Annotated in this window: 23 protein-coding genes; 17 read left to right on the top strand and 6 right to left on the bottom strand. The window is 72.0% G+C overall.

All coding sequences use genetic code 11. The annotated features are described in order from the left end of the window. Positions 1–134: 134 nt before the first annotated feature. The 3 genes from NMK44_RS04045 (at position 135) to nudC (ending at position 6,275) form a co-directional block, all read left to right on the top strand. Positions 135–3,806: an ATP-dependent helicase gene (locus NMK44_RS04045; protein WP_254738241.1), complete on the top strand. Its 3,672-nt coding sequence runs from the start codon at positions 135–137 to the stop codon at positions 3,804–3,806. 54 nt (positions 3,807–3,860) lie between these two features. Next, a complete protein-coding gene (locus NMK44_RS04050) occupies positions 3,861–5,264 on the top strand; it encodes a dipeptidase (protein ID WP_254738243.1) in 1,404 nt (467 codons plus the stop codon). Positions 5,265–5,330: 66 nt separating this feature from the next. After that, entirely contained in the window at positions 5,331–6,275 is a 945-nt protein-coding gene (gene nudC, locus NMK44_RS04055; RefSeq protein ID WP_254738245.1) for an NAD(+) diphosphatase, read from the top strand. An 84-nt stretch (positions 6,276–6,359) separates the two neighbouring features. Here the strand turns inward: nudC and NMK44_RS04060 are convergent, their stop codons facing one another. Beyond that, complete coding sequence (locus tag NMK44_RS04060) at positions 6,360–6,602, bottom strand: mycoredoxin (RefSeq protein ID WP_254738247.1); 243 nt, start codon at positions 6,600–6,602, stop codon at positions 6,360–6,362. Between the two features lie 184 nt (positions 6,603–6,786). Between NMK44_RS04060 and NMK44_RS04065 the strand changes: the two genes are divergently transcribed. The 5 genes from NMK44_RS04065 to NMK44_RS04085 all read left to right on the top strand — a co-directional run bounded on the left by NMK44_RS04065 (position 6,787) and on the right by NMK44_RS04085 (position 10,636). Further along, positions 6,787–9,087 carry an ATP-dependent DNA helicase UvrD2 gene (locus NMK44_RS04065; RefSeq protein WP_308358246.1) on the top strand — a complete coding sequence of 767 codons (2,301 nt, stop codon included), beginning with the start codon at positions 6,787–6,789 and terminating at the stop codon, positions 9,085–9,087. Positions 9,088–9,229: 142 nt separating this feature from the next. Then, on the top strand, positions 9,230–9,517 hold the full coding sequence (locus NMK44_RS04070) for a hypothetical protein (RefSeq protein ID WP_254738249.1): 288 nt from the start codon (positions 9,230–9,232) through the stop codon (positions 9,515–9,517). 116 nt (positions 9,518–9,633) lie between these two features. Next, positions 9,634–9,996, top strand: a complete 363-nt coding sequence (locus tag NMK44_RS04075) for a WhiB family transcriptional regulator (RefSeq protein ID WP_254738251.1) — start codon at positions 9,634–9,636, stop codon at positions 9,994–9,996. Next, a complete protein-coding gene (locus tag NMK44_RS04080) occupies positions 9,993–10,304 on the top strand; it encodes a putative WhiB-interacting protein (protein WP_254738253.1) in 312 nt (103 codons plus the stop codon). The genes NMK44_RS04075 and NMK44_RS04080 overlap by 4 nt, the downstream gene beginning before the upstream one ends. Before the next feature lie 134 nt (positions 10,305–10,438). Continuing rightward, positions 10,439–10,636 carry a hypothetical protein gene (locus NMK44_RS04085; protein WP_254738255.1) on the top strand — a complete coding sequence of 66 codons (198 nt, stop codon included), beginning with the start codon at positions 10,439–10,441 and terminating at the stop codon, positions 10,634–10,636. 24 nt (positions 10,637–10,660) lie between these two features. On the opposite strand, the gene NMK44_RS04090 is transcribed toward NMK44_RS04085, so the two are convergent. Beyond that, positions 10,661–12,226: an ABC1 kinase family protein gene (locus NMK44_RS04090; RefSeq protein ID WP_254738257.1), complete on the bottom strand. Its 1,566-nt coding sequence runs from the start codon at positions 12,224–12,226 to the stop codon at positions 10,661–10,663. 73 nt (positions 12,227–12,299) lie between these two features. Then, entirely contained in the window at positions 12,300–13,430 is a 1,131-nt protein-coding gene (locus NMK44_RS04095; RefSeq protein ID WP_254738259.1) for a ThiF family adenylyltransferase, read from the bottom strand. A gap of 269 nt (positions 13,431–13,699) precedes the next feature. On the opposite strand from NMK44_RS04095, the gene NMK44_RS04100 reads away from it, so the two are divergent. The 4 genes from NMK44_RS04100 to NMK44_RS04115 all read left to right on the top strand — a co-directional run bounded on the left by NMK44_RS04100 (position 13,700) and on the right by NMK44_RS04115 (position 17,632). Beyond that, the gene (locus tag NMK44_RS04100; RefSeq protein WP_254738261.1) at positions 13,700–14,329 is read left to right on the top strand and encodes a M48 metallopeptidase family protein; all 630 of its coding nucleotides are present in this window, start codon (positions 13,700–13,702) and stop codon (positions 14,327–14,329) included. 124 nt (positions 14,330–14,453) lie between these two features. Further along, on the top strand, positions 14,454–16,166 hold the full coding sequence (locus tag NMK44_RS04105) for a TerD family protein (RefSeq protein ID WP_254738263.1): 1,713 nt from the start codon (positions 14,454–14,456) through the stop codon (positions 16,164–16,166). 11 nt (positions 16,167–16,177) lie between these two features. After that, a complete protein-coding gene (locus tag NMK44_RS04110; protein ID WP_201871427.1) occupies positions 16,178–16,861 on the top strand; it encodes an AIM24 family protein in 684 nt (227 codons plus the stop codon). 15 nt (positions 16,862–16,876) lie between these two features. Beyond that, positions 16,877–17,632 carry an AIM24 family protein gene (locus tag NMK44_RS04115; RefSeq protein WP_254738265.1) on the top strand — a complete coding sequence of 252 codons (756 nt, stop codon included), beginning with the start codon at positions 16,877–16,879 and terminating at the stop codon, positions 17,630–17,632. Positions 17,633–17,718: 86 nt separating this feature from the next. Here NMK44_RS04115 and NMK44_RS04120 read toward each other — a convergent pair whose 3' ends face one another. Together NMK44_RS04120 and NMK44_RS04125 are read right to left on the bottom strand one after the other, a co-directional pair. Further along, complete coding sequence (locus NMK44_RS04120) at positions 17,719–18,246, bottom strand: NUDIX hydrolase (protein WP_254738267.1); 528 nt, start codon at positions 18,244–18,246, stop codon at positions 17,719–17,721. Then, positions 18,243–19,712, bottom strand: a complete 1,470-nt coding sequence (locus tag NMK44_RS04125; protein WP_254738269.1) for a zinc-dependent metalloprotease — start codon at positions 19,710–19,712, stop codon at positions 18,243–18,245. Before NMK44_RS04125 ends, NMK44_RS04120 begins: the two co-directional genes overlap by 4 nt. 191 nt (positions 19,713–19,903) lie before the next feature. Here NMK44_RS04125 and NMK44_RS04130 point away from each other — a divergent pair, with 191 nt between their 5' ends. The 4 genes from NMK44_RS04130 (at position 19,904) to NMK44_RS04145 (ending at position 23,123) form a co-directional block, all read left to right on the top strand. Beyond that, positions 19,904–21,013 (top strand): NAD-dependent epimerase/dehydratase family protein, encoded by a 1,110-nt coding sequence (locus tag NMK44_RS04130; protein WP_254738271.1) that lies wholly within the window; start codon positions 19,904–19,906, stop codon positions 21,011–21,013. A 90-nt stretch (positions 21,014–21,103) separates the two neighbouring features. Then, complete coding sequence (locus NMK44_RS04135; protein ID WP_254738729.1) at positions 21,104–21,574, top strand: molybdenum cofactor biosynthesis protein MoaE; 471 nt, start codon at positions 21,104–21,106, stop codon at positions 21,572–21,574. Positions 21,575–21,792: 218 nt separating this feature from the next. Beyond that, positions 21,793–21,972, top strand: coding sequence for a hypothetical protein (locus NMK44_RS04140; protein ID WP_254738273.1), 180 nt, complete (start codon positions 21,793–21,795; stop codon positions 21,970–21,972). Between the two features lie 62 nt (positions 21,973–22,034). Beyond that, entirely contained in the window at positions 22,035–23,123 is a 1,089-nt protein-coding gene (locus NMK44_RS04145; protein WP_254738275.1) for a YlbL family protein, read from the top strand. 74 nt (positions 23,124–23,197) lie between these two features. Here the strand turns inward: NMK44_RS04145 and NMK44_RS04150 are convergent, their stop codons facing one another. Continuing rightward, positions 23,198–23,761: a PPA1309 family protein gene (locus NMK44_RS04150; RefSeq protein ID WP_254738276.1), complete on the bottom strand. Its 564-nt coding sequence runs from the start codon at positions 23,759–23,761 to the stop codon at positions 23,198–23,200. Between the two features lie 138 nt (positions 23,762–23,899). Between NMK44_RS04150 and NMK44_RS04155 the strand changes: the two genes are divergently transcribed. Continuing rightward, positions 23,900–26,857: a UPF0182 family membrane protein gene (locus NMK44_RS04155; protein WP_254738731.1), complete on the top strand. Its 2,958-nt coding sequence runs from the start codon at positions 23,900–23,902 to the stop codon at positions 26,855–26,857. Positions 26,858–26,892 lie beyond the last annotated feature (35 nt).

Raw genomic sequence — 26,892 nt, forward strand, 5'->3', positions numbered from 1 at the left:
CTGGTGCCGGGAATCGGACACTTCCGCTCGTTTCACTCCGCCTCTGTCCCGTCATATCCGTTTCCGTCCCGGCTTGTTCGAGGCCGTCCCGGGTTGGTGTCCGGCTGTCGGAGGGGACCGATAGCCTCAACCGAGTGTCAGCCCGCATCACCGATCCCGAGGAGCTCAAGGAGCTGCTCGGGATCCCGTTCACCCCGGAGCAGACGGCGTGCATCACCGCGCCGCCCGCCCCGCAGGTGATCGTCGCCGGAGCGGGCTCCGGCAAGACCACGGTGATGGCCGCGCGGGTGGTCTGGCTGGTGGGCACCGGGCAGGTCGCGCCCGAGCGGGTGCTCGGCCTGACCTTCACCAACAAGGCGGCGGGCGAACTGGCCGAGCGCGTACGCGGCGCGCTGGTCAAGGCGGGCGTGGTCGACCTCGACCCCGACCCGGGCGACGCGGACGCGGCCGCGGGCGAACCCGCCATCTCCACGTACCACGCCTTCGCCGGACAGCTCCTCAAGGAGCACGGGCTGCGCATCGGCCTGGAACCGACCGCCCGGCTGCTCGCCGACGCCACCCGCTTCCAGCTCGCCGCGCGCGTGCTGCGCTCCGCCCCCGGCCCGTACCCGGCGCTCACCCGCCCGTTCGCCGACCTGGTCACCGATCTGCTGGCGCTCGACGCCGAGCTGGCCGAACACCTCGTCACCGCCGAGCGGCTGCGGGCCCATGACACCGGGCTGCTGACCGCCCTGGACGGGGTGCGGCTGACCAACGAGGCCCTGCGCAAGGTGCCCGCCACCGCGCGCGCCCGGCTGGAGCTGCTGGGCCTGGTCGAGGCGTACCGGGACGAGAAGCGCCGCCGCGACCTGCTGGACTTCGGCGACCAGATCGCCCACTCGGCGGCCCTCGCGCGCACCCGCGCGGAGGTCGGCCGGATCCTGCGCGAGGACTACGCGGTGGTGCTGCTCGACGAGTACCAGGACACCTCCGTCGCCCAGCGGCTGCTGCTCTCCGGACTCTTCGGCGGCGGCACCGGCCATCCGGTCACCGCCGTCGGCGACCCCTGCCAGGCCATCTACGGCTGGCGCGGTGCCTCCGTGGCCAACCTCGACGACTTCCCCCGGCACTTCCCGCACGCCGACGGCAGCCCGGCCCGCCGCTTCGCGCTCAGCGAGAACCGGCGCAGCGGCGGGCGGCTGCTGGACCTCGCCAACGGGCTCGCGGCGCCCCTGCGCGCGATGCACGAGGGCGTGGAGGCGCTGCGGCCCGCCCCCGGCGCCGAACGGGACGGGGTGGTGCGCTGCGCCCTGCTGCCCACCCACGCCGAGGAGCTGCGCTGGCTGGCCGACTCGCTCGCCCATCTGGTGCGCACCGGCACCCCGCCCGGTGAGATCGCGGTGCTCTGCCGTACGGCCGGGGACTTCGCCGAGATCCAGGGCGCCCTGGTGGAACGGGACATCCCGGTCGAGGTCGTCGGGCTCTCCGGGCTGCTGCACCTGCCGGAGATCGCCGACCTGGTGGCCGTCTGCGAGGTCCTCCAGGACCCGGGCGCCAACGCCGCACTGGTCCGGCTGCTCACCGGTCCGCGCTGGCGGATCGGCCCCCGCGATCTGGCGCTGCTGGGGCGGCGGGCGCGTGCCCTGGTCGCCTCCGGCGGCCCGGACGGCGCCGGGGACGATCCGGACCGCAGACTGGCCGAGGCCGTCGAGGGTGTGGACCCGGCCGAGGTGATCTCGCTCGCCGACGCGCTCGACACCTTCCTCGACCCCGGCCTCCCGGAAGCCGGTGGCGAGGGCCGCGGTCCGGACGGCGGTCTGCCGTTCTCCGCCGAGGCCCGGATCCGCTTCGCGCGGCTCGCCGCCGAACTCCGCGATCTGCGCCGCTCACTGGGCGATCCGCTGATGGACGTCCTGCACCGGGTGCTGACCGCCACCGGTCTGGAGGTCGAGCTGTCCGCCTCGCCGCACGCCCTGGCCGCCCGCCGCCGCGAGACGCTGGGCAACTTCCTGGACGTCGCCGCCTCCTTCGCCGGGCGCCAGGGCGAGGCCCCGGTGGAGGGCGAGGCCACCCTCCAGGGCTTCCTGGCCTTCCTGCGGACCGCCGCGCAGTACGAGAAGGGGCTCGACAACTCCCTCCCCGGCGGCGAGAACACCGTCAAGGTGCTCACCGCGCACAAGTCCAAGGGGCTGGAGTGGGATGTGGTGGCCGTGCCCGGGCTGGTCGCCAAGCAGTTCCCGAGTGAGCAGGCGCGCGAGTCCTGGACGTCCGCCGCCAAGGTCCTCCCGCACGGGCTGCGCGGCGACGCGGCCACCCTGCCGGACGTCACCGACTGGGACAGCAAGGGGCTGGCCGCCTTCAAGGAGGCGATGCGGGAGCACCAGCGGACCGAGGAACTGCGGCTCGGCTATGTGACCTTCACCCGTCCCCGGTCCCTGCTGCTCGGCTCGGGCCACTGGTGGGGGCCGAACCAGAAGCGGCCCCGCGGTCCGTCCGCCTTCCTGGAGGCGCTGCGCGAGCACTGCGAATCCGGCCACGGCGAGGTGGAGGCATGGGCCCCGGAGCCGGAGGAGGACGAGGAGAACCCGGCCCTGAAGGAGGCCACCGCCGACCGCGCCTGGCCGCTTCCGCTCGACCCGGATGCCCTCGCCCGCCGGCGCCGCGCGGCGGAGATCGTCCTCGGCCATCTGGCGCGGCTGGAGGCGGCGGAGGAAGAGCCGCACGCCGGGGAGGACGCGGCGGCCCCGGAGGAGGACCCCGGCTTCTGGCCCGAGGCGCCGCCGGAGGACGAGTACGGGGACGCGCACGAAGACGAGGCGTTCGGCGACCCGTACGAGGATGCCGGAGACGCCGGAGACGCCGGAGACGTCGAGGACCCGGCGGGGTCCGGTGGGTCCCACGGTCCGCCCGGCGGCGAGCGGCATGACGAGGGCGCGTATGACGACGGCGCGTTCGACGAGGTGCCGTTCGACGACGTCCGCCCGGCGCCGGAGGACCCCGCCCTGCCGCCCGAGCAGGCGCGGATGATCGCCTCCTGGGACCGCGATCTCGACGCGCTCGCCGGGGAGCTGCGCCGCGCCCGTACGACCGTGCACGAGGTGCCCGTACCCCTGTCGCTGAGCGCGTCCCAGCTGCTGCGGCTGGCGGCGGACCCCGACGGCTTCGCGCGGGAGCTGGCCCGTCCCATGCCGCGGCCGCCGCAGCCCGCCGCGCGCCGGGGCACCCGCTTCCACGCATGGGTCGAGTCGCGTTTCGAGGAGGTGCCGCTGCCCTTCCTCGGACCGGACGAGCTGCCCGGATCCGAGGACGACCCGGACGGCACCGGCGGCGTCGGTGCCGGGGCGGGGATCACGGACGAACGGGACCTGGCCGCGCTCAAGGAGGCGTTCGAGCGCACCCCGTACGCCCGGCGCACCCCGTTCCGTGTCGAAGCGCCGGTCCAGCTCACCCTGGCCGGGCGGACGATCCGCGGCCGGATCGACGCGGTGTACCGCGCGCCGGGTCCTGACGGCGGCTTCGAGATCGTCGACTGGAAGACCGGCCGTGCCCAGGACGCCGATCCGCTCCAGCTCGCCGTCTACCGGCTGGCCTGGGCCGAGCAGCACGGATTGCCGCTGTCGGAGGTCTCGGCGGCGTTCCTGTACGTCCGCACCGGCGAACTGGTGCGCCCGTCCGGTCTGCCCGGCCGGGCGGAGCTGGAACGGATCCTGCTGGGCGCGGACGAGGCTGAGGACGAGGCTCCGGACGGGACCGGTGACCCGGCTGCGGAACTGATCGGAAACGATGGCGCCGCTGTCCGTTCCGTGACTGAGAGCGAGCACACATGAGCGGCCCGGAGGCCGCGCGGCTTTCGTCCCGATGGGGCCGATAGGCTCATGGCCATGAGCGACACTCCGGACACGGACAATGCGGTCCGCGCCTTCGTGGACGGTCATGGCCCAGCCTTCCTCGACGATCTCTCCGAGTGGCTGCGCATACCGTCCGTCTCGGCCGACCCCGCCCGCGCGGACGACGTCCGCCGCAGCGCCCAGTGGCTCTCCGAGCACCTGACGGCGACGGGCTTCCCGGTGGTCGAGATCTGGGACACCCCCGGCGCGCCCGCCGTGTTCGCCGCGTGGCCGTCCGGCGATCCGGACGCGCCCACCGTGCTCGTCTACGGCCACCACGACGTCCAGCCCGCCGCCCGTGAGGACGGCTGGCGCACCGATCCCTTCGACCCCGTCATCGCGGACGGCAGGCTGCACGCCCGGGGCGCCGCCGACGACAAGGGGCAGGTGCTCTTCCACACCCTGGGGGTCCGCGCCCATCTGGCGGCCACCGGCCGTGACGCGCCCGCCGTCAACCTCAAGCTGCTGATCGAGGGCGAGGAGGAGTCCGGCTCCCCGCACTTCCCCCGGCTGATCCAGGACCGCGCGGACCGGCTGGTCTGTGACGCCGTGATCGTCTCCGACACCGGGATGTGGTCCGAGGACACCCCGACCGTCTGCACCGGGATGCGGGGGCTCACCGACTGCCAGATCGACCTCTCCGGCCCCGATCAGGACATCCACTCCGGCTCCTTCGGCGGCGCGGTGCCCAACCCGGCCACCGAGGCCGCCCGGCTGGCCGCCGCCCTGCACGACGAGGACCGCCGGGTGGCGGTCCCCGGCTTCTACGACGGTGTCGTGGAGCTGACCGACCGTGAGCGCGAGCTCTTCGCCGAGCTGCCCTTCGACGAGGCCGCCTGGCTGCGCACCGCACATTCGCACGCCGCGCTGGGCGAGGCGGGGTACTCCACCCTGGAGCGGATCTGGGCCCGTCCGACCGCCGAGGTCAACGGGATCGCCGGGGGCTACCAGGGCCCCGGCGGCAAGACGATCGTGCCGTCCACCGCGCAGCTGAAGCTGTCGTTCCGGCTGGTGGCCGGACAGGACGGGGAGAAGGTCCAGACGGCCGTGCGGGACTGGGTCGCGGCCCGGCTCCCGGCCGGGATCCGCCACGAGATCACCTTCTGGGGAGCGACCCGCCCCTGTCTGACCCCGCTGGACCACCCGGCCCTCCAGTCGGTGGTGCGCGCCATGGGGCGTGCGTTCGGACAGAAGGTCCGCTTCACCCGCGAGGGCGGCTCCGGACCCGCCGCCGACCTCCAGGACGTCCTGGAGGCGCCGGTGCTCTTCCTGGGCATCTCGGTGCCGTCGGACGGCTGGCACGCGCCGAACGAGAAGGTCGAGCTCGATCTGCTGCTGAAGGGCGCCGAGACCGCCGCCTACCTCTGGGGCGATCTCGCGGAGAATGGACGGGCGTAGCCCGCCGATGAGCAGCCCGCCGATGAATGGAAGCCACCCGTCTCGCAGGGGGAGTTGGAAGCAGCCGTGACCACCTGGACCGACCGCACCGCCATCGGGGCGATCCCGCTCAGCGCCGCGAGCGGGATCGACCGCGCGGCGCACCACCGCCTCGACGAGGCGTGGCTGGCCGCGGCGTGGAGTCACCCGACCACGCGGGTCTTCGTGGTCTCCGGCGGCCAGGCCCTGGTCGACGACACCCCTGACGGACGCACCGAGCTGGTCATGACGCCGGCCTTCGAGGCCCCGCCGACCGAGACCCACCGCTATTTCCTGGGGACGGACGAGGACGGGGTGCGCTACTTCGCGCTCCAGAAGGACGCGTTGCCCGGCCGGATGGACCAGTCGGCACGGCCCGCGGGGCTGCGCGAGGCGGGCGCGCTGCTGTCCGAGCGGGACGCGGGGCTGCTGGTGCACGCCGTGGCCCTGGAGAACTGGCAGCGGCTGCACCGCTTCTGCTCACGCTGCGGTGAGCGCACGGTGATCGCGGCGGCGGGTCATATCCGCCGCTGCCCGGCGTGCGGCGCCGAGCACTACCCGCGTACCGACCCGGCCGTGATCATGCTGGTGACCGATGAGCTGGACCGGGCGCTGCTGGGCCGCCAGGTGCACTGGCCGGAGGGGCGCTTCTCGACGCTGGCCGGGTTCGTGGAGCCCGGCGAGTCGATCGAACAGGCGGTGGTCCGCGAGGTGGCGGAGGAGGTGGGCGTCCGGGTCGGCGACGTGGAGTACGTGGCCAGCCAGCCGTGGCCGTTCCCCTCCAGCCTGATGCTGGGCTTCATGGCACGGGCCACGTCCTCCCGGATCCAGGTGGACGGGGAGGAGATCCACGAGGCCCGCTGGTTCTCCCGGGACGATCTGCGGACCGCGATCGAGAGCGGGGAGGTGCTGCCTCCGTCCGGGATCTCGATCGCGGCCCGGCTGATCGAGCTCTGGTACGGCAAGCCGCTGCCGCGCGGCCCGCTGGGCTGAGCCCGGCGGCCCCGGGCCTTCGGCGGCCCGGGGCGCACACGCCGCGGCCGGGGTCCTGGACTCAGGCCGGGCCGGGGTCCTCGATCAGACCGCGACCTTCGCCTTGACCTGGGCGAGCGAAGGGTTGGTCAGCGTCGAGCCGTCCGGGAAGAGGACGGTGGGGACGGTCTGGTTACCGCCGTTCGCCTTCTCGACGAAGGCCGCCGAGTCCGGGTCCTGCTCGATGTTGATCTCGGTGTACGCGATGCCCTCGCGGTCCATCTGGCCCTTCAGGCGGCGGCAGTAGCCGCACCAGGTGGTGCTGTACATCGTCACGGTGCCGGACATCGGTTTCGCTCTCCTCGGTGGTCGGTGGGTGGGCAGAGGGAGAACGTCCGGCACCTCCGGGTCATTCCCGGGGATTCCCGGGATCGCCCGGGGATCCACCGGCCCCCGGGGATAAGTACGACCGCATCCCCACAGCTGTGGACAACCGGCGCGGGTGCCTCAGAGGAACTGGCAGCATGGCGGGGTGACAGCAGCAACGTCCTCCACTCTCTTCCCGCAGGGCCCCACGCCGAGCGCCTATGCGGCCACCCCGCGTGATGCCGACGCGGTGCTCGAGGGGCTCGACCCCGAGCAGCGCGAGGTGGCGACGGCCCTGCACGGCGCGGTGTGCGTGCTGGCCGGGGCCGGCACCGGCAAGACCCGGGCGATCACCCACCGGATCGCCTACGGGGTCCGGGCGGGCATCCTCCAGCCCGCCAGCGTGCTCGCCGTGACCTTCACCAACCGGGCCGCGGGGGAGATGCGCGGGCGGCTGCGCCAGCTCGGCGCGGGCGGGGTGCAGGCGCGCACCTTCCACTCGGCGGCCCTGCGCCAGCTCCAGTACTTCTGGCCCAAGGCGGTCGGCGGCGAGGTGCCGCGGCTGCTGGAGCGCAAGGTGCAGCTGGTGGCCGAGGCCGCCGCGCGCTGCCGGGTCCGGCTGGACCGCAATGAGCTGCGGGATGTGACCGGCGAGATCGAATGGTCCAAGGTCACCCAGACCGTGCCGGAGGACTATCCGGCGGCCTCGGCCAAATCCGGCCGGGAGGCCCCGCGCGATCCGGCCGAGATCGCCCGGATCTACGCGGGCTACGAGCAGATGAAGCGCGACCGCGGAGTGATCGACTTCGAGGATGTGCTGCTGCTGACGGTCGGGGTGCTCCAGGAGCGGCAGGACATCGCCGATCAGGTGCGCCGTCAGTACCAGCACTTCGTGGTCGACGAGTACCAGGACGTCAGCCCCTTGCAGCAGCGGCTGCTCGAACTGTGGCTCGGTGACCGCCAGAGCCTGTGCGTGGTCGGGGACGCCAGCCAGACCATCTACTCCTTCACCGGGGCCACCCCCGACCATCTGCTGGACTTCCGCACCCGGCACCCCGGCGCCACCGTGGTCAAGCTGGTCCGGGACTACCGCTCCACCCCCCAGGTGGTCCACCTGGCCAACGGGCTGCTCGCCCAGGCCCGCGGCCGGGCCGCCGAGCACCGGCTGGAGCTGATCTCCCAGCGCGACTCCGGTCCGGAGCCGGTCTACGCCGCCCATGCGGACGAGCCCGCCGAGGCGGAGGCCACCGCCCGCCGGATCCGTGAGCTGATCACCCCGGTGGCGGAGGGCGGCGGCGGGGTCCCGGCGAGCCAGATCGCCGTGCTCTACCGGGTCAACGCCCAGTCCGAGCTGTATGAGCAGGCCCTGGCCGATGCCCAGGTGCCCTACCAGATGCGCGGCGCCGAGCGGTTCTTCGAGCGGCCCGAGGTGCGCGAGGCCGGGCTGCTGCTGCGCGGCGCGGCCCGCGCCGGGAGCGCCGACCCCGCCCTCACCGATGACGATGTGCCCTCCCAGGTGCGCGCGGTGCTGGGCACCCGCGGCTGGACCCCGGAGCCGCCGGCGGGCTCCGGCGCGGTGCGGGACCGCTGGGAGTCGCTGGCCGCCCTGGTCCGGCTCGCCGAGGACTTCGTCCGGGCCAGGCCCGGGGCCACGCTCGCCGATCTGGTGGCGGAGCTGGACGAGCGGGCCGCCGCCCAGCACGCGCCCACGGTCGAGGGTGTGACACTCGCCTCACTCCACGCGGCCAAGGGCCTGGAGTGGGATGCGGTGTTCCTGGTCGGTCTGACCGAGGGCATGATGCCGATCACCTACGCCAAGACCGATGAGCAGATCGAGGAGGAGCGCCGTCTCCTCTATGTCGGGGTCACCCGGGCCCGTCGTCATCTGAGCCTGTCCTGGGCGCTCTCCCGCACTCCGGGAGGCCGCGCCTCCCGTCGCCCCACCCGCTTTCTCAACGGTCTGCGACCGGGCTCCGGAGCCGCCTCCGGGCGGCTGCCGGGCGGGGGCGGCGGGGTCGAGCGCGGTGCGCTCGGCGGTGGCGCGGCCACCGGGGGAGCGGTGCGCCGCCGCCGTGGCCCGGTGCACTGCCGGGTCTGCGGCCGCACCCTGACCGACGCGGGCGAGATGAAGCTGATGCGCTGCGAGGGCTGCCCCTCCGAGCTGGACGAGGCGCTCTACGAGCGGCTGCGCGACTGGCGGGCGGAGCAGGCCGGGCTGCTGGCACAGCCCGCGTACTGCGTCTTCACCGACAAGACACTGCTCGCGATTGCCGAGGCCGTTCCGGGAACCGAATCGGAGCTCTCCGGCATCTCTGGTGTCGGAAGACGGAAACTCGACCGGTTCGGCGCCGATGTTCTCGCGCTGTGTGCGGGCCAGGAACTCCCTTTGGCAGGCGACAGCGAGGGGGATGACGGGGCCGCGGGAACCCAACCGGGTGACCCTCCGCAGAACTCGACGGAAAAATAGTTTGCGCGTGCGGAGCAGCTACCCATAGCCTTCCGAGCACGGAGACAACGGCCCTTCCGGGAACCGGGGAATCCGTGTTGTACTGAACAAGCCCGGACTGGTCCAGACCGGTCCCTGAGACGCCGAGAGGAGGCGGAGACCAATGATCAGCTTCATGAAGACCATCAAAATGACCGATCGCTCGGTCGTCGCCACCTGCAAGCTCGGCTCTGCCCTGCCCGGCACCGGTCTGTCCGGCGCCGAGGCCGCGCGTCCGCGTCTCAGTGAGCGACCGATCGAGGCACCTGCGGTAGCGGCAGTGGCGGCGGCGAATGCCTATGCCTTTGCAGCCGAAGCGGCCAATGGTGCCGGATCCCGGACGAAGCAGCAGCACCAGCAGCACAAGAAGTGGGCCCTCCGCAGGCTCGAACCCTGGAGTAATCCAGCCTGATCCAGGATCAGGTCGGCACCTTCCAGGGCCGCGGAACCCACACCGGGATCCGCGGCCCTTTTGATTTGCCAGAAGCCCGGCCACCAGCCGGACGAAGAGACGAGGAACACACCACCGTGCAACTCAACACGCACGCCCCGTCCGCAGCGACCGACCTGAACCGACCGCCTGACTCCTCGGAGGACTCCTTGACGCCGCTCACCGCCCTCACCGAACTCGATGAGGCCATCGAGAACCTGGGTGTCGCCGTACCGTGCCGCTCCTACGACCCGGAGGTCTTCTTCGCCGAGTCCCCGGCCGACGTCGAGTACGCGAAGTCCCTGTGCCAGACCTGCCCGCTGCGTGAGGCCTGCCTCGCCGGGGCGAAAGACCGCCGTGAGCCCTGGGGTGTCTGGGGTGGCGAGCTCTTCGTCCAGGGCGTCGTGGTGGCCCGCAAGCGGCCGCGTGGCCGTCCGCGCAAGAACCCGGTCACGGCATGAGCACCATCGGCACCATCGATCGCCCAGCGACGCACGACCCCATGAATCAGGTCCCGACGATGACCCCACCGGTCTCCGAAACACCCGCACCCCGTACTTCAGGCGCCCCTGAGTCGCGCCAGAACAGGAACCGAGAAATGCAACTCATCCCAGAAGCCCTGGCTCGTGCCCATATGCACGAGCGGCTGCACGAGGCCGAGTCCGAACGCACCGCCCTCCGCCTCGTCGCCGCCCGCCGGATGCAGCGGAAGGCCGAGCGTGCCTCGCTCCGTGCCCGCCGCGCCCTGGCCATGGCGGTCATGCACTGAGGGAACGAACGATGTGAAACACCGAAGGGCCGGTCCGATCGGACCGGCCCTTCGGCCTCCCCCGGACGGGGGGACGGAAAGGAGAGGGGCGCGTTTGCCCGCCGCGCCCGGGCCGGCGGAGTTATCGTCACCGGGTGGACCAGAAGACATCGGAACCGGTGCGATCGGACACCCGGACCCTCGTCTGCGCCCGCTGCGGCGCTCAGGCCGACGGTACGCCGCCGACCTGGACCTGCTCCGTCGAGAACGGTGCCCGCCGCTACTTCTGCGACGACTGCGCCCGTGCCCATCTCCGAGCGATCGAAGGACGGCTCGACTCGCCCTGGTGGTGAGGGCCGGGCCCGGACCCGGTCGCCTCACACCAGACGCTTCGCCGCCCCGGGCTCCGCCGCGCCCACGGCCCCGGCACCGACCTCCGCCTCGTCCTCGGCGGCGGCATCCTCCGCCGTGTCCTCGGCAGCGTCGTCCCGGAGAGCCTCCGCCTCGTCCGTCCCGTCCAGCTCGTCCAGGATCTCCAGGTCATCTTCCGCGACCTCGGCCGAGGCGTCCGCCTCCACCGAGGCATCCACCTCCGCCTCTTCCGGGTCGGCGGCGAAGCCAGGGACCCATGCCTCCAGTTCGTCCCGCAGCCGCACCGTCGCACCGAGCTGGCACAGCACTCCGATCGTGCTCAGCGTGACCCGGTGGATCAGCAGATACGACGGGGGCAGATTGAGCTGATTGCCCAGCTCATAGACGGGCGAACGCCGGTCGGCCACCCGCGCCGCCTGGCCGCGTATCCACTTACGGTCGAAGAGGAAGCTGTCGGCCTGTGCCGGTTCCAGCATCGGCAGCAGGAAGTCCAGGAGAGCGTCCGGGTCCACATCGATCGTGGGCTTGAAGAACCCCTCCTCGCGCATCAGCGCGTAGACGCCCTTGGCGTCACCCTCCAGCGCCATCCGCAGCGCGACACCGATGGGAGTGGGCAGCCCGCCGGGCAGCCGGTCCACCGAGCCGAAGTCCAGCACGCCCAGCTTCCACTGCTCCGGCGGTCCGTCCGGGGCGCCACCGGTCAGCAGCCGGAAGTTGCCCGGGTGGGGATCGGCGTGCAGCAGCCCGGTGCGGGACGCCCCCGAGAAGAGGAAGCGCGCCAGCAGCTGCCCGGCCCGGTCCCGCTGCTCTGTTCCGCCCTCCGCTATCACCTCGGAGAGCGGTATCCCCTCCATCCACTCGGTGATCAGTACCTGGTCGCACTGGTGCACCACTTCGGGCACCACGATCTCCGAGTCCTCCGTGTACTCCTCGGCATGGGCCCGCTGGGACTCGGCCTCCAGTTCGTAGTCCAGCTCCTCGGCCACCCGGTCCCGCAACTCCGCGATCAGCGGCTTGAGGTCGAGCCCCGGCACCAGGGGGCCCAGCACCCGGGCGAACCTGCTCAGCTGGCTGAGGTCCGACAGCAGGGCCTCGCCCGCCCCCGGATACTGCACCTTGACCGCCACCGCGCGCCCGTCGTGCCAGACCGCACGGTGCACCTGGCCGATCGAGGCCGCCGCCGACGGCTTGTCCTCGAACTCCTGGAACAGCTCCGGCCAGTCTGCCCCCAGCCGCTCGGCCAGCTGGGCGTGGACCGTGCGGGTGGGCATGGGCGGCGCCGCTTCCTGGAGCTTGGTCAGAGCCGCCCGGTACGGCCTGGCGATCTCCTCGGGAAGCGCCGATTCGAAGACCGACATCGCCTGGCCCAGCTTCATGGCCCCGCCCTTGAGCTCGCCGAGCACCTTGAACATCTGCTCGGCGGTGCGCTGCTGGACCTCACGCGCGACCATCTCCGCCGGTCGCCCCCCTATCCGCTTCCCGAGCCCCCATGTGGCGCGCCCCGCGAATCCCAAGGGCAGCGCCGCCAGTTTGGCGGTTCGGGTGATCGCCTTGCGCGGCAGATCGGACATGCGCCCCTCCAACTACAGCTGAGCCATCCCGGGGAGGCCCCCCGGACCCCCGTCGCCCACTCGTGGACGTCGGTCACCCGGCCATTGTCGCGTGCCGCGCCTCCATGGCCGAGGCATATACCGCATCCTGCCGTCCGGCCGCTCCGCATGCGCATCCGGGATGCCCTTCGAGCGCCCGCACCTCCCCGGTGAGCGCGGGCAGCGCCAACTCCCAGCGGGCACCCGCGACCGGTGAGGCCCGCCCGTCGAGGAAGGCCAGCGCCTGCGCGGCGGTGACCCCGGCGACCACCGCCGCCAGCGCCGTGTCACAGGCGGGCGCGGACCGGCGGCGGCCGGACCGCCACTGCGCGAGCATCCGGGGCCAGGCGGGCTCCTCCTCCGCACGGCCCGCCGCGAGACATCCGGCACAGGGGGTGGCCCCCGGCAGCACCAGAGGTCCCACCACCCCGGTGGCCTCCAGCACCCCCGCGTAGAGATGGGGGATCCCCGCCGCCAGCAGCGGCTCGGCCGGTGCCGGATCCGGGGCGTAGGCCGCCAGGCCGTCCCGTGGAGCGATCACCACCAGCGCCAGCCCGGGTTCATTCGAGGGCACCGGGTCCCTGGCCGGACGTCTCGGCCGGGGACCCGGCGCACAGCGCCGCACCAGCCGCCGCGCGGCCACCTCCCGCCGCTCCCCGATCTGCTCGGCCGACAGCCCACCGGGTACGAGGTCCCAGGGCTCGACACAGCCGCCGTCCACCACATCGACCAGCCCGACCCCCGAGGCGGACAGCGCGGCCGCGACCGCGGCACCGACCCGCCCCGCGCCCCTCACCTGCACCCGGGTGGCCCGCCGCGCCGCGAGCAGCCGCGCCGCGGCTCCCGGCTGCCGGTGCAGCACCGACAGCGCCGCGGCGTCCGGCCGCAGCCGGTCCGCGGCCGCGGCGGGCTCCCCGCCGTCCCTCCATTCCTCCAGCAGCCCGGCCGCGGCCAGCCGCTCCACCACCGCATCGGCCCGCCCTTCCGGCAGCCCGAGGGTCTGGGCTTCCTGGCGCAACAGCGGCAGCCCGCGGGTGCCGTCGAGCAGCTCCAGAAAGCTGCCGGTCGCCGTGTCCAGCGGGCCCAGCACCACCGCATGGGCAGCCGCCACCCCGAACTGCACCGTGTCCCGGCTCCGCCAGGCGCGCCGCAGCGCGGGCTTGAGCATCGGATGTGTCGAACGCATCCCCGTTTCCCCCTCCATCGGTCCGTCCATCTCGTCCGTCGGTCCGCCCTTCCCGCCGACCTCGCGACCCCACGACCCCTCGTCGAGGCTTCCGCCGCGACGCGGTCCTCCGAACTGCCCCCAGCATGCGAGGACCGCCACCGCCCGCGCCGACCGCTGTCCACAGGCGACGGCAATAGTCGTACAAGCCGTGCACACGCTGGAGTGGTTCGTTCCGCCACCCGGTGAGGGGTGGGGCTTCCCCGCGCGCCAGCGGGTAACGTCGGGGCGTGCCCGCCGACCCTTCCCCTCGCTTCGCCGGGGAGCCTCCCGCGCACAGCGCCGCCGGGACCCCGCACACCGTGCCGAGCCCGACGGACCGCGGCACGACCGCGAGTGCGGTCGAGGTCCGCCGGAGCACCCGGCGCCGCAGGACGGTCTCCGCGTACCGCGAGGGCGACCGCACCGTGGTCCTCATTCCTGCCCGGATGTCGGAGGCGGAGGAGCGCCGCTGGGTGACGGTGATGCTGGACAAACTGGCGGCGCAGGAGAGCAAGCGGATACTGGGCGACGCGGAACTGGCCGCCCGCGCCGAGCTGCTGTCCGAGCAGTACCTCGGGAGCCGGGCTCGGCCCGCCTCCGTCCGCTGGGTGACCAACCAGAACACCCGCTGGGGCTCGTGCACCCCGGCCGAGGGCAGCATCCGGCTCTCCCACCGGCTCCAGGGCATGCCCGAGTACGTCGTGGACTACGTCCTCCTCCATGAACTGGCCCATCTCCTGGTGCCCGGTCACGGGCCGCGGTTCTGGCAGTTGCTGGAGGCGTATCCGCGGACCGAGCGGGCGCGCGGCTACCTCGAGGGCGTGGTGGCCGCCGGACGGCTGCCGCACCTGTCCGGGCCCGGTGGCGAACGGGCCTGAGGAAGGCAACGAATTTCACTGGGGAACCGGACCGCTCTTCCCCGGCGTCGCTCATAGTCGGCGGCAGCGGTTAGCCTGGCGCGCAGGCACTCACCGGTTTCGGGATGGGGGACGGGCGTTACGTATGGCCAGGGAATTCCAGCGCGGCCACAAGGCCAAGATCAGTGACCTGACGGCCGGGAGGGATCTGTACATCGGTGTGCAGATCGCCGGGCCCGGCCTGACGTTCGACATCAGCTGCTTCGGTCTCGACGCGGACGAGCGGCTGTCGGACGACCGCTACTTCATCTTCTTCAACCAGCCCAAATCCCCCGAGGAAGCGATTCAGCAGCTCGGGGCCCAGGCCGGTGACACCGAGTCCTTCCGCGTCACCCTCGACTCCATCCCGTCCGCCATCCAGAAGCTCTCCTTCACGGCGACCGTCGACGGCGCGGGCCAGATGTCGCAGATCGCCTCCGGCTACCTCCGGATCGTCGCGGGTGGCGAGGAGGTGGCCCGGTACTCCTTCTCCGGCGCGGAGTTCAGCACCGAGCGCGCGGTGATGCTGGGCGACTTCTACCTCAAGGACGTCTGGCGGTTCGCCGCCGTCGGCCAGGGCTTCGACGGCGGACTCGACGCACTGCTGAAGAACTTCGGCGGAGAGGTGGCCGAGGAGGAGCCCGCCCCCGCGCCCGCCCAGGGCGGTGCGCCCGGTTTCGCGCCGCCCGGAGGCGCCGCCGCGGCCCCGGGCTTCGCGGCCCCCGGTGGCGGCCAGCCCGCCCCGCAGCCGCCGCAGCCCGCCCCCGCCTTCGGCGCACCGCAGGGCACGCCTCCGCAGCCGGCGCCCCAGGCGCCGCCGCAGCCCGTGCCCGCGGCACAGCACACCCCGCCGCAGGCCATGCCCCCGCAGCCCGCTGCCGGTTCGCCGCAGATGCACGGGGCGCCCACCATCGCCGCGCCGCTCGCGCCGCCCGGACAGACACCGCCTCCCGGCCAGGTGCCCCCGCCCGGTCCGCCAGGACAGTTCCCGGGGCAGCAGCCGCCGTTCGGCGGCCAGGTGCCGTGCCAGGCACCGCCCGCCCCCGCCCCCTACGGCCAGCCCCCGGCGCAGCCGTACCCCGGTCAGCCGGGTCCGGGCCAGCCCTACGGTCAGCCGCAGGGTGCCCCCCAGGGCGTTCCGCAGGGCCAGGGCGGCGCCCCCGGTGTCCAGGCCGCGCTGGCCCAGTACCGCGAGGCACCCACCGGACAGCGCTGGACCCCGCAGAACCCGCGGCTGATGCGGGTCGACCTCGGGGTCGGCGGTCAGCCGGTGCTGGCCCGGCAGGGCACCATGGTGCTCTACCAGGGCAAGGTCGACTTCAGCTACAAGGGCGCCGGGTTCCGCGGCCGTATCGTCGGCAACGCGACCGGCCAGGAGATGCAGCTGATGCGCTGCAGCGGCCAGGGGCAGGTCTTCCTCGCCGAGAACGCGGCCGAGCTCCACCCGATCGAGCTCCAGGGCGACGCGATCTGCGTCTCCGCCGAGAGCGTGCTCGCCTTCGACGAGTCGCTCCAGCACGAGGTCCGCAGGATCGAGGGCCACGGCATCCCCGGCGGCGCGCTGTTCACCATGCAGTTCCAGGGCACCGGCACCGTCATCGTGAAGACCGAGGGCACTCCGGTCGTCCTCCCGGTCACCCCGACGACCTTCGCCGACAGCAACGCCATCGTGGCGTGGTCCGCCGGTTCGCAGGTGATCATCTCCAGCCAGGTGCGGCTGCGCCGGGCCGCCTACCCCGGCCACAGCGGGGAGACCGTGAACCTCCAGTTCCGCGGTGCGCCCGGCAACTTCATCGTCGTCCAGCCCTACGAGGTCTGAAGGCAACCGACATGGACCAGCAACTGATCACGGGCTATGCCCCCGCGCCGGTCGCCGCCCGTATGGAGAACCACGGCGCCAGCATGCTCAAGGTCGCGATGCAGAGCGGCCAGGACCTCTTCGCCCGCACCGGCTCGATGGTCGCGTACGAGGGTTTCGTCCAGTACGAGCCCAACCCGCCCGCCGTGCGCCAGATGGCCTCCCAGTGGCTGACCGGCGAGGGCGCCCCGCTGATGCGGTGCAGCGGCGACGGACTGCTCTACCTCGCCGACTACGGGGCGAACGTCGTCTGCATCAACCTCAACGGCGACTCGCTTTCGGTCAACGGGACCAATCTGCTCGCCTTCGACGCCCACCTCCAGTGGGGGGTCGAGCGGGTCAAGGGCATCGCCAAGTTCGCCGGACAGGGCCTGTTCAACGTGGGTGTCTCCGGCACCGGCTGGGTCGCGCTGACCTCCCGCGGCACCCCCATCGTCGTCGACTGCGGCCGCGGCGAGGACGAGACCTACGTGGACCCGGACGCGCTCGTCGCCTGGTCCACCGGGCTCAAGGTCAAGGGCAAGCGCAGCTTCAAGGCGTCCTCCCTGATCGGCCGGGGCAGCGGTGAGGCGTACCAGCTCGGCTTCTCCGGGCAGGGCTTCGTCGTCGTACAGCCCAGTGAGGACAGCACCGACCGGCTCCGGGCACGGGGCTGAGGGGGAGAGAGACAGATGCAGAGCCCGCTCTTCGCCTTCACCGAGGCCCAGACCCAGGACCGCTACGCGCTCCAGAACCCGCATATGCTGCGGGTCGCCCTGACCGGCCACGAGGATGTGCTCGCCCGTAAGGGCAGCATGGTCGCCTACCAGGGGCTGATCGAGTTCGACGGCGAGTACCAGACGCCGGGCCAGCGCCGCTCCCGTACCGTCGGCGAGGGTCTGGACCTGATGCGCTGCTCCGGGCAGGGCACCGTCTACCTCGCCAACCTCGCCCAGTACGTCCATGTGGTGGACGTGGAGGGCGAGGGGCTGACGGTCGACAGCGCCTATGTCCTCGCGCTGGACTCCACGCTGCACTGGGAGACCATCGCGGTGGACAGCCAGTACGGGATCTCCGGTTCCGGCAAGTACAACCTCAACATCTCCGGGCGGGGCAAGGTCGCCCTGATGACCTCCGGCCAGCCGCTGATGCTCCAGGTCACGCCGGACAAGTACGTCAACGTCGACGCGGACGCCATCGTCGCCTGGTCCAGTTCGCTGCGCGTCCAGATGCAGGCGCAGACCCACTCCTCGGGTGTGTGGCGGCGGCGCGGCAACACGGGCGAGGGCTGGGAGCTCAGCTTCCTCGGCCAGGGGTACGCCATGGTGCAGCCCAGCGAACTGCTGCCGCCGCAGAACGCGGTGATCGGCGGGGGTGCGGCCGCGCAGTTCGGGATGGGCCAGCAGGGCGCCCGGGGGCAGAACCAGGGCAACATCTTCGGCAACTGACGGCGGTCCTTCGCGACGTCACGCGGCCGTGGCCCCCCGGGGCCGCGGCCGCTTCGTCCGCATCAGGGCATCCGCGCGTCCGGCGGTCAGAGCACCGCGCGGGTGCGGTCCACCAGCCGCCGCACCGACTCGTCGGCGACGTCCGCCACCTCGTCGTAGCCGAACCAGCGCAGGTCCAGTGACTCATCACTGATCGCGGCCGTGGCGCCGCGCGGGGCCAGCGCGGCGTACTGCACGTCCAGATGCCAGGCGCACGGGGTGTGATGGCGGTCCAGCCGCACCGGGCCGCCCGGCAGCAGCGTCAGCCCGGTGATCCCGGACTCCTCGGTGGCCTCCCGCAGCGCCGCGTCCGCCAGGGTGGCGTCGTCCGGTTCGCAGTGGCCGCCCATCTGCAGCCACATCCGCAACTTCCGGTGCAGGGTGAGCAGTACGCGCTCCCGGGACGGGTCGATCACCAGGGTGCTCGCGGTGATGTGCCCGTCCCGGCACGCCTTCCACATCCCGTCCGGATGGGCGGCCAGATGGTCGCCGTAGGCCAGCCGCAGCCGCTCCTGGTCGGCGTCCGGCGCGGACCACCCATCGAGGACCCGCGCCGCGTCCTTGTGGAGATTCACGCGCCGCTGTCGTCCCGCCGCTCGTCCGGGCCGTTCCCGGGCTCCTCGGCGGCCGGGCCGCCCTTGCCGTCCTTGTCGCCCTCGCCGGTCGCGCCGCCGGGCCGCTCGGCCCCGCCCGCCGCCTCGCCGAGCATCTTGTCCAGCTCGGAGAAGTCAAGCTGTTCGCGGTGGACGAAGCCGTCCGGGTCGTCGAGGTCCTCGGCGGTCGGCAGCATGTCGGGGTGCTCCCACAGCCCGTCGCGCCCCTCCATACCGCGGGCGTCGGTGAGCGAGGCCCACAGCCGGGAGGCGTCCCGCAGCCGCCGGGGCCGCAGCTCCAGACCGATCAGGGTGGCGAAGGTCTGCTCGGCGGGCCCGCCGCTCGCCCGGCGCCGCCGCAGCGTCTCGCGCAGCGCGTCGGCCGACGGCAGATGGGGCGCGGCGGCGGCGTGGACCACGGCGTCGACCCAGCCCTCCACGAGCGCCAGCGCCGTCTCCAGCCGGGCCAGCGCGGCCTTCTGCTCGGGGGTGTCCTCCGGCTGGAACATGCCCTGCTGGAGCGCTTCCTGAAGCTGCTCGGGGTGGGTGGGGTCGAGCTGGCCGACCGCGTCCTCCAGCTTGGCGGTGTCCACCTTGATCCCGCGGGCGTACCCCTCGACGGCACCGAACAGATGTGAGCGCAGCCACGGCACGTGCGAGAAGAGCCGCTGGTGGGCGGCCTCGCGCAGCGCCAGGTAGAGCCGCACCTCCTCCTTGGGGACGCCGAGGCCGGAGCCGAGCGCCGCGATGTTCACCGGGAGGAGCGCGGCCTTGCCCGCCGGGCCGAGCGGCAGCCCGACATCGGTCGAGCCGACCACCTCACCGGCCAGCACGCCCAGCGCCTGGCCGATCTGGGTGCCGAACATGGCACCGCCCATGGAGCGCATCATCCCCAGCAGCGGGCCGGCCATGGCCTGCATCTCCTCGGGGAGCACATCGCCCATGGCGGCACCGACCCGCTCGGCGACCGGATCGACGAGATCGCGCCAGACCGGAAGGGTCGCCTCGACCCATTCCGCGCGGCTCCACGCCACGGCGGTGCCGGAGCCCGAGGGCAGCGAGGTGACGCCGTCCAGCCACAGGTCGGCCAGCCGGACCGCCTCCTGGACCGCATCGCGGTCGGCCGGGCCGACGCTCTCGTCCTTGGTGCCGTCGGCGGTGCCGCGCGCGACGGTCTGCCGCGCGATGTCCTTGGCCATGTCCCAGTTCACCGGGCCGCCCTCGTACGAGAGCATCTGCCCGAGCTGCTGGAACGCGGCGCCCAGGTCATTGGGGTTCAGCGAGCCGAACATCGCGGCGAACGGATTCTCCGCGCCGCCCGTGCCGCCGCCGAACCCGAAGGGATTCGCGGGGCCCTGATCGCCGCCCTGGCCGCCCTTCCTCTTGCCGTCGTCGCCGTCCTCCGGCTCCTCCGGCGGAAGGCCGAATCCGAATGGGGTGTCACTCACGGGTTTCCTCGGCTCGTTGGGCCACCGGCCCCGGGCCGGCGGCGGATGCCCGACATCACCACCCAGCCTAGACACCTCGCCGGTTTACGGGCTCGGTGCTTCGCTGATCGCCGCCCTGCGGCAGGATGGACGTCACCTGGTACGTACGCGTGCACGCGCTGCGTACTGAAGACAACCGCTGGAGACGCCCGGTGAGTTCCCCAGACCGAGAAGTTCGCGCTGCGCGAAACGAGACGGCCCGCACCGCACGACGCCCCGTCGTGGCGGTCACCGGAGCCGCTTCGGGACCTGGTGCCCTGCTCACGCAGCGGCTCACGGAGTCCGACGAGATCAAGCAGGTGCTCGCCATCGACGAGCGCCGCGGAGAGGTGAGCGAGGCGCACTGGCATGTGCTGGACGTCCGCGATCCGGTCATCGCGGACAAACTGCGCGGTGCGGACGTGGTGGTCCATCTCGCCGTCGATCTCGACCTCGGTACGGACGCCACCGCCCGCACCGCGTACAACGTGCGCGGCACCCAGACCGTGCTGACGGCCGCCGCGGCCGCCGGGGTGCGCCGGGTGGTGCTCTGCACCTCCGCGATGGTCTACGGGGCGCTGGCCGAGAACGACGTACCGCTCGCCGAGGACGCGGAGCTGCGGGCCACCGCCGAGGCCACCGGCGTCGGCGATCTGCTGGAGATCGAGCGGCTGGGGGAGCGCGCGCCGAGGGCGCATCCGGGGCTGAACGTGACCGTGGTGCGCCCCGCGATCCTGGTCGGCGGCACGGATACCGCCCTCACCCGCTACTTCGAGTCGCCCCGGCTGCTGGTGGTCGCCGGTTCCCGTCCGACCTGGCAGTTCTGCCATGTGGAAGACCTGGTCAGCGCGCTGGAGTACGCGGCCCTGGAGAAGGTCGAGGGCGAGCTCGCGGTCGGCTGCGACGGCTGGCTGGAGCAGGAGGAGGTCGAGGAGCTGTCCGGTATCCGGCGCATGGAGCTGCCGTCGGCGGTCGCCCTGGGCGCCGCGTCCCGGCTGCACCGGCTGGGCCTGACGCCGTCCCCGGCCGGGGACCTCGCGTACACCATGCACCCCTGGGCGGTCAGCGGCAGCCGGCTGCACGCGGCGGGCTGGCGGCCCAAGTGGACCAACGAGGAGGTCCTCGCCGAGCTGCTGGAGGAGGTCGCCGGACGCCATACGGTCGCCGGGCGGCGGCTGGGCCGCAAGGACGCCACGACACTCGGCGCCGCGGGCGCGACCGTGGCCCTGGTGGGCACCGCCGCGATCGTGCGCCGCGCCCGCAAGGCACGGCGCCGCGCCTGACCGCCGGGCCCGGCAGGCCCTCACAGAGGGTGATTTCGGAAGTCGCTTTCCGCGATCCGGTATTCCGCGATGACGGGACGGTACGGCACGATGGACGGCATGGCACGTACGTACGATCACCCCGGCGAGCTCGCGGCCGCCGACCCCATCCGTCTGCTCGCCGTCCGTGACACCCCGCTGTCGGTGGACGAGGTGTTCGGGGCCGTCGGTGACGCCGCAGCCGGTGGTACGGCCCTCTTCGTGGGCACCGTGCGCGACCACGACGGGGGTGTGGAGGTCGGCGCCCTCGGCTACTCCGCCCATCCCACCGCCGAGGCCGAGCTGCGCCGGGTGGCCGAGAAGGTCGCCGCCGACTTCCCGGTGCGCGCCCTGGCCGCGGTGCACCGCGTCGGCGATCTCGTGATCGGTGATCTGGCCGTGGTCGTCGCCGTCTCCTGTCCGCACCGCGCGGAGGCGTTCGCCGCCTGCCGCCGTCTGATCGACGACCTCAAGGCCGAGGTGCCGATCTGGAAGCACCAGACCTTCGCCGACGGCACCGAGGAGTGGGTCGGGGCGGGGTGACCCGGCGGCCCGCGGACCGGTGGTACCGGCGGGTCTCAGTGGGGCGTGAGGGGCGGATCAACGGGCACACGCACCCCTGATGCGACATGGGCGCGGAAGGGTGTACTCCACTTGCGTAACCCCCACCCTGCCGTGAGCGTTGACGGAGCGGAGGATTAATCTGCTCATCTGTCAGTCGCGGTTCCGGTCGCGGTTCTACGAGGGGACGGGAGGCCGCTGTGGGCGCGCTGCTCTGGTTGCTCATTCCAGTACTCGCGGCGATAGCCGCGGCGATATACGCCGGCATAGCCGCCCGCGCCGCCAAGCGGACCAGCGGGGGAGACGTCCAAGAACTGGCCGGGTACGCGAGGTTCCGCGAAGCCATGGAGCGGCAGCACTCCCATTCGGACGCCGCCTGAGCCCGCACTCGTACGGACGGCCCCGGGGGTGGACTGAGGGACGCGTCCCGTACTGTCGTTCCATGCCACGCCGCACCGCGACGATGCTCGCTTCCCTTCTGATGCTGATCGCGCTGCTGTGCGCCGGTGTATTGATCCCGGTGCCCTACGCGGAGATGTCGCCGGGACCCACGTACAACACCCTGGGGGAGCACAACGGCGAGTGCGTGCTGCAGATCTCCGGCCACAAGGGCTGTGAGACCACCGGTGGCCACCTCAACATGACGACGGTCCGGGTGACCGGCTCCGAGTACCGGATGAACATCGTGGAAGCCGTCTACGGCTGGCTGGCCCACGACGACGTGGTGGTTCCGCACGACACCCTCTACCCGGACGACAAGACGCCGGACGAGGTGAACCAGCAGAACGCCGAGGAGTTCACCCAGTCCCAGGAGAGCGCCAAGGTCGCGGCCCTGAAGGCGCTGAAGAAGCCCGTCTCCTCGCAGGTGATCGTCGGCACGGTGGGCAAGGGCAGCCCGGCCCAGGGCAAGCTGCACGCGGGCGATGTGATCAAGGCCGTGGACGGTACCGCGGTGCGCGGTTTCGAGGACATCTCCAAGCTGGTCACCAAGCACAAGCCCGGTCAGAGGACCGTCTTCTCGGTGATCCCGGCCAAGGCTGCCGCCGCGGCGGAGAAGGCCGGGAAGAAGCCCTCCGGTCAGAAGCGCATCACCCTGACCACCACCAAGGCCAAGGACGGCCGGGCCATCGTGGGCATCACGGCCATGGCCGACTACACCTTCCCGTTCCGGATCGACATCAAGCTGGCCGATGTGGGCGGGCCGAGCGCCGGGCTGATGTTCGCGCTCGGCATCGTGGACCGGCTCTCGCCCGGGGATCTGACCGGCGGGAAGTTCATCGCGGGCACCGGCACCATCAACGAGAAGGGCGTGGTCGGCCCGATCGGCGGGATCGAGATGAAGACCATCGGCGCCCGTGAGGCCGGAGCGCGCTACTTCCTCACGCCCAAGGAGAACTGCGCAGCGGCGGCCAAGGACGTCCCCGGCGGACTGCGGCTGGTGAAGGTGCACACCATCGATGACGCGCTGGGCGCGCTGAAGAAGATCCGCAAGGGCGACACCGCCGGTCTGCCGGCCTGCACGACGGGCTGAGTCCGCACGACGGGCTGAGACGGCGCCCCGAGGGGCGCCGCCCCGGTACGCCGTCCCCGGGCCGGCCGGGCCCGTCAGTCGGTCGCGAACGTGGCGCTCAGCGCGTCCGCGAGCCCCGGCACCAGACCGGCTCCGGTCAGCACCTCGGTGGGGGAGTCCTTCTCGCGCAGCCGTACGGCCGACTCACGTCCGCCGTCCCGCAGCACCGCGACCGTCATCCGGACCTCCTGGCGGTCCGGGTGGGCGGCCACCCAGGAGGCCAGCCGGGCCTGGTCCAGGTTCTCCGGCACGGCCTCCTCGGCGGATGGCGGCAGCATCAGCCGCTCCACGGTCATGGCGCAGCCGACGACCGCGTCCGGCCAGGCGATGGTGGCGAGGAACTCGTCGAGCGGGTTCTGCGGGGGCAGCTCGTCCTGCTCGATCGGGGTGAGCGCGGGAGACTCATCGCCCTGCTCGTCGAGGCCGAGCTGGGCGGCCAGGCCGGGCTCCTGGGCCCGCAGCCGGGCGGTGTCGACCAGGGCGAAGAGCCGGGCCGGCTGGTCCCAGCCGAGCCCGGAGGCGTATTCGTCGATCTCGAGCACGGCTCGGGTCAGCGGATTGGCGGCCATCGGGGTGCTACCGGGGGTTGCGTTGGACATGGTGCATATCGTGCCCTGATCGGACCCGGAAACGGGAACTGAGTAAAGCCTGAGTAAGTTGCATCAGGTGGGCCCTCCTGTGTCCGGGCCCGCATCACACCGACAGCGAACTTCGAGGTGCGCACCTTGGCTTTCCAGATGCCGGACCGCGGCGGAGGCCCGACGGGACCGCGGATCAGAGTCGGCCGACCGTCCCGGCGCGTCCGGACCCTGCTCATGACCCTGGGTGTGCTGGCCGCGCTGGTCATGCTCTTTGTCATGTTTGCCGGGTTTTGGACGGATTGGCTCTGGTATCGCTCGCTTCATTACTCCACTGTCTTCAGCACCACGCTGAAGACCAAGATCGGCTTGTTCGCGGTCTTCGGCGCGCTGATGGCCGTGGCCGTGGGGCTCAACATCTGGCTGGCGCACCGGCTGCGGCCGCCGCTCAGCGCGATGTCCCTGGAGCAGCAGAGCCTGGACCGCTACCGGATGGGCATCGCCCCGTTCAAGAAGTGGGTGCTGCTCGCGGTCACCGCGCTGGTCGGGCTGGTCGCGGGCGCCTCGGCGGCCGGTCAGTGGCGGATCTGGCTGCTGTGGGTCAACGGGGTGCCGTTCGGCCAGAAGGACCCCCAGTTCCACAAGGACGTCGCGTTCTACGCGTTCGACCTGCCCTGGTACCGCTTCCTGCTGAGCTTCGGCTTCGCGGCCACGGTGCTCTCCCTGATCGCCGCCGCCGTGGTGCACTACCTTTACGGGGGGCTGCGGATCACCAGTCCGGGCGCCCGCGCGACCGGCGCGGCCACCGGCCATCTGTCGGTGCTGCTGGGGGTGTTCGTCGCCCTCAAGGCCGTCGCGTACTGGCTGGACCGGTACGCCCTGGCGGTGAAGTCCAGCGACTTCAAGGCCACGGACAACTGGACCGGGCTGCGCTATGTGGACGCCCAGGCCTATCTGCCCGCCAAGACCATCCTGTTCTGCATCGCGGTCATCTGCGCGCTGCTGTTCTTCGCCACCCTGTGGCGGCGCACCTGGCAGCTGCCGGTGATCGGCTTCGGTCTGATGGTGCTCTCGGCGGTCCTGATCGGCGGGCTCTACCCGGCGATCGTGCAGAAGTTCCAGGTCCAGCCGAACGAGCAGGCCAAGGAAGCGCCGTACATCCAGAAGAACATCGAGGCCACGCGCAAGGCGTACGGCATCGATGACTCCAAGGTGGCGGACTACTCGGGCAAGACCGACGACAAGGGCGGCGCCAAGGGCGCCAAGCTGCGCCAGGTCGCCGACTCCACCGCCAGCTACCGGCTGATCGACCCGAGCGTCGTCTCGCCGACGTTCCAGCAGCTGGAGCAGAAGCGGAAGTACTACCAGTTCCCCTCCACCCTGGACGTCGACCGCTACAAGGGGCCCGACGGCAAGGACCAGGACACCGTCGTCGGCGTCCGCGAGCTCAACCTCGACGGCATCCCCAAGCGGAACTGGATCAACGACCACTTCACCTACACCCATGGCTACGGTGTGGTGGCGGCCAAGGGCACCAACCCCGATCCGCAGGCGGACCAGGAGGGCGCCCCGGCGTTCACCGAGGCCGGGCTGCCCACCCAGGGCTCGATGGAGAGCTACCGCCAGCAGATCTACTACGGCGAGAAGACCGACCAGTACTCCATCGTCGGCGGGCCCCAGAAGGAGCTCGACTACGAGGACGACGGCGAGAAGACCACCAGCTACCAGGGCAAGAGCGGGGTCAGCCTCTCCAACCCGGTCAACCGCGCGGCCTATGCGGTGGCGTTCGGCGAGCCGCAGATCCTGTACTCGGGAGCCATCGGCGAGGGTTCGCGGATCCTGTACAACCGCACCCCCAAGGAGCGCGTCGAGAAGGTCGCGCCCTGGCTCACCATCGACGGTGACGCCTATCCGGCGGTGGTCGACGGCCGGATCAAGTGGATAGTGGATGCCTACACCACGACCAACGGCTATCCCTACGCCTCGCGCACGACCCTGGGCGACAGCACGGCCGACTCGCTGAGCGACGGCGACCGTTCGGTGGTCGCCCAGCAGAACAAGGTCAACTACATCCGCAACTCGGTGAAGGCGACCGTGGACGCCTATGACGGCTCGGTCGACCTCTACGAGTGGGACACCAAGGACCCGGTGCTCAAGACCTGGGAGAAGGCGTTCCCGGGCACGGTCAAGCCGAAGAGCGAGATCAGCGCCAAGCTGATGGAGCACCTGCGGTACCCGCAGGACCTGTTCAAGGTCCAGCGCGAGCTGCTCACCCGCTACCACGTCACCGACGCCAAGCAGTTCTACAGCGGCAGTGACGCCTGGCAGGTCCCGGACGACCCGACCCAGCGCGAGGAGGGCAACGCGGTCCCGCCGTACTACCTGAGCATGAAGATGCCCGGCCAGCAGAACCAGACGTTCTCGCTGACCACCACCTTCACGCCCAACGGCAGGCCCAACCTCGGTGCCTTCATGGCCATCGACGCCGATGCCAACAGCAAGGACTACGGCACCATAAGACTGCTGAAGGTCACCAGGGACGTACCGGGGCCACAACAGGTGCAGAGCAAGCTCAACGGCAATGCGGAAGTCGCGGAGTTCGTCCGCAACCTGCGGGGCACCGACTCCGACATCGAGTACGGCAATCTGCTCACCGTCCCGCTCAATGGCGGCTTCCTGTACATCGAGCCGGTGTACGCGCGAGGCGGCAGCGCCAACTATCCGCTGCTGAAGAAGGTCGGTGTCTCCTACAACGGCAAGGAACCCGTCTTCAAGGACAGTCTGGGCGAGGCGCTGAACGTGGTGTTCGGCGAATCGTCCGGTGACGGTGAGGAGAAGCCACCGTCCGATGACGACGGCGGCAGGGAGAAGCCCCCGGCGAGCTCCAACCCCTCGCTCCAGGACGCCCTGAAGGACGCCCAGGACGCCTGGGACGCCGGTCAGAAGGCGCTCCAGGAGGAGCCGCAGGACTGGGACGCCTACGGCAGGGCCCAGGACGATCTGAAGGACGCCCTGGACCGGGCCGCCAAGGCCGAGGACAAGGCCGGGAAGAACAAGGCGGACGACGGGAAGCAGAACGAGCCCAAGAGCCAGAGCGCTGACAACAAGGGCGGTTGACCCGCGCCCCCACCTGGGAGAACCGTGGAGTGACC

The organism is Streptomyces cucumeris, from assembly GCF_024295805.1.
Taxonomy (GTDB): domain Bacteria; phylum Actinomycetota; class Actinomycetes; order Streptomycetales; family Streptomycetaceae; genus Streptomyces; species Streptomyces cucumeris.

What these genes read in the sequence shown, in the direction of transcription:
- NMK44_RS04155 (WP_254738731.1), top strand. Translation starts at nt 23,900, where the DNA reads ATGCCGGACCGCGGCGGAGGCCCGACGGGACCGCGGATCAGAGTCGGC.
- NMK44_RS04080 (WP_254738253.1), top strand. Translation starts at nt 9,993, where the DNA reads ATGAGCACCATCGGCACCATCGATCGCCCAGCGACGCACGACCCCATG.
- NMK44_RS04135 (WP_254738729.1), top strand. Translation starts at nt 21,104, where the DNA reads ATGGACGGCATGGCACGTACGTACGATCACCCCGGCGAGCTCGCGGCC.
- NMK44_RS04145 (WP_254738275.1), top strand. Translation starts at nt 22,035, where the DNA reads ATGCCACGCCGCACCGCGACGATGCTCGCTTCCCTTCTGATGCTGATC.
- NMK44_RS04115 (WP_254738265.1), top strand. Translation starts at nt 16,877, where the DNA reads ATGCAGAGCCCGCTCTTCGCCTTCACCGAGGCCCAGACCCAGGACCGC.
- NMK44_RS04090 (WP_254738257.1), bottom strand. Translation starts at nt 12,226, where the DNA reads ATGTCCGATCTGCCGCGCAAGGCGATCACCCGAACCGCCAAACTGGCG.
- NMK44_RS04110 (WP_201871427.1), top strand. Translation starts at nt 16,178, where the DNA reads ATGGACCAGCAACTGATCACGGGCTATGCCCCCGCGCCGGTCGCCGCC.
- NMK44_RS04095 (WP_254738259.1), bottom strand. Translation starts at nt 13,430, where the DNA reads ATGCGTTCGACACATCCGATGCTCAAGCCCGCGCTGCGGCGCGCCTGG.
- NMK44_RS04150 (WP_254738276.1), bottom strand. Translation starts at nt 23,761, where the DNA reads ATGTCCAACGCAACCCCCGGTAGCACCCCGATGGCCGCCAATCCGCTG.
- NMK44_RS04070 (WP_254738249.1), top strand. Translation starts at nt 9,230, where the DNA reads ATGATCAGCTTCATGAAGACCATCAAAATGACCGATCGCTCGGTCGTC.
- NMK44_RS04105 (WP_254738263.1), top strand. Translation starts at nt 14,454, where the DNA reads ATGGCCAGGGAATTCCAGCGCGGCCACAAGGCCAAGATCAGTGACCTG.
- NMK44_RS04050 (WP_254738243.1), top strand. Translation starts at nt 3,861, where the DNA reads ATGAGCGACACTCCGGACACGGACAATGCGGTCCGCGCCTTCGTGGAC.
- NMK44_RS04060 (WP_254738247.1), bottom strand. Translation starts at nt 6,602, where the DNA reads ATGTCCGGCACCGTGACGATGTACAGCACCACCTGGTGCGGCTACTGC.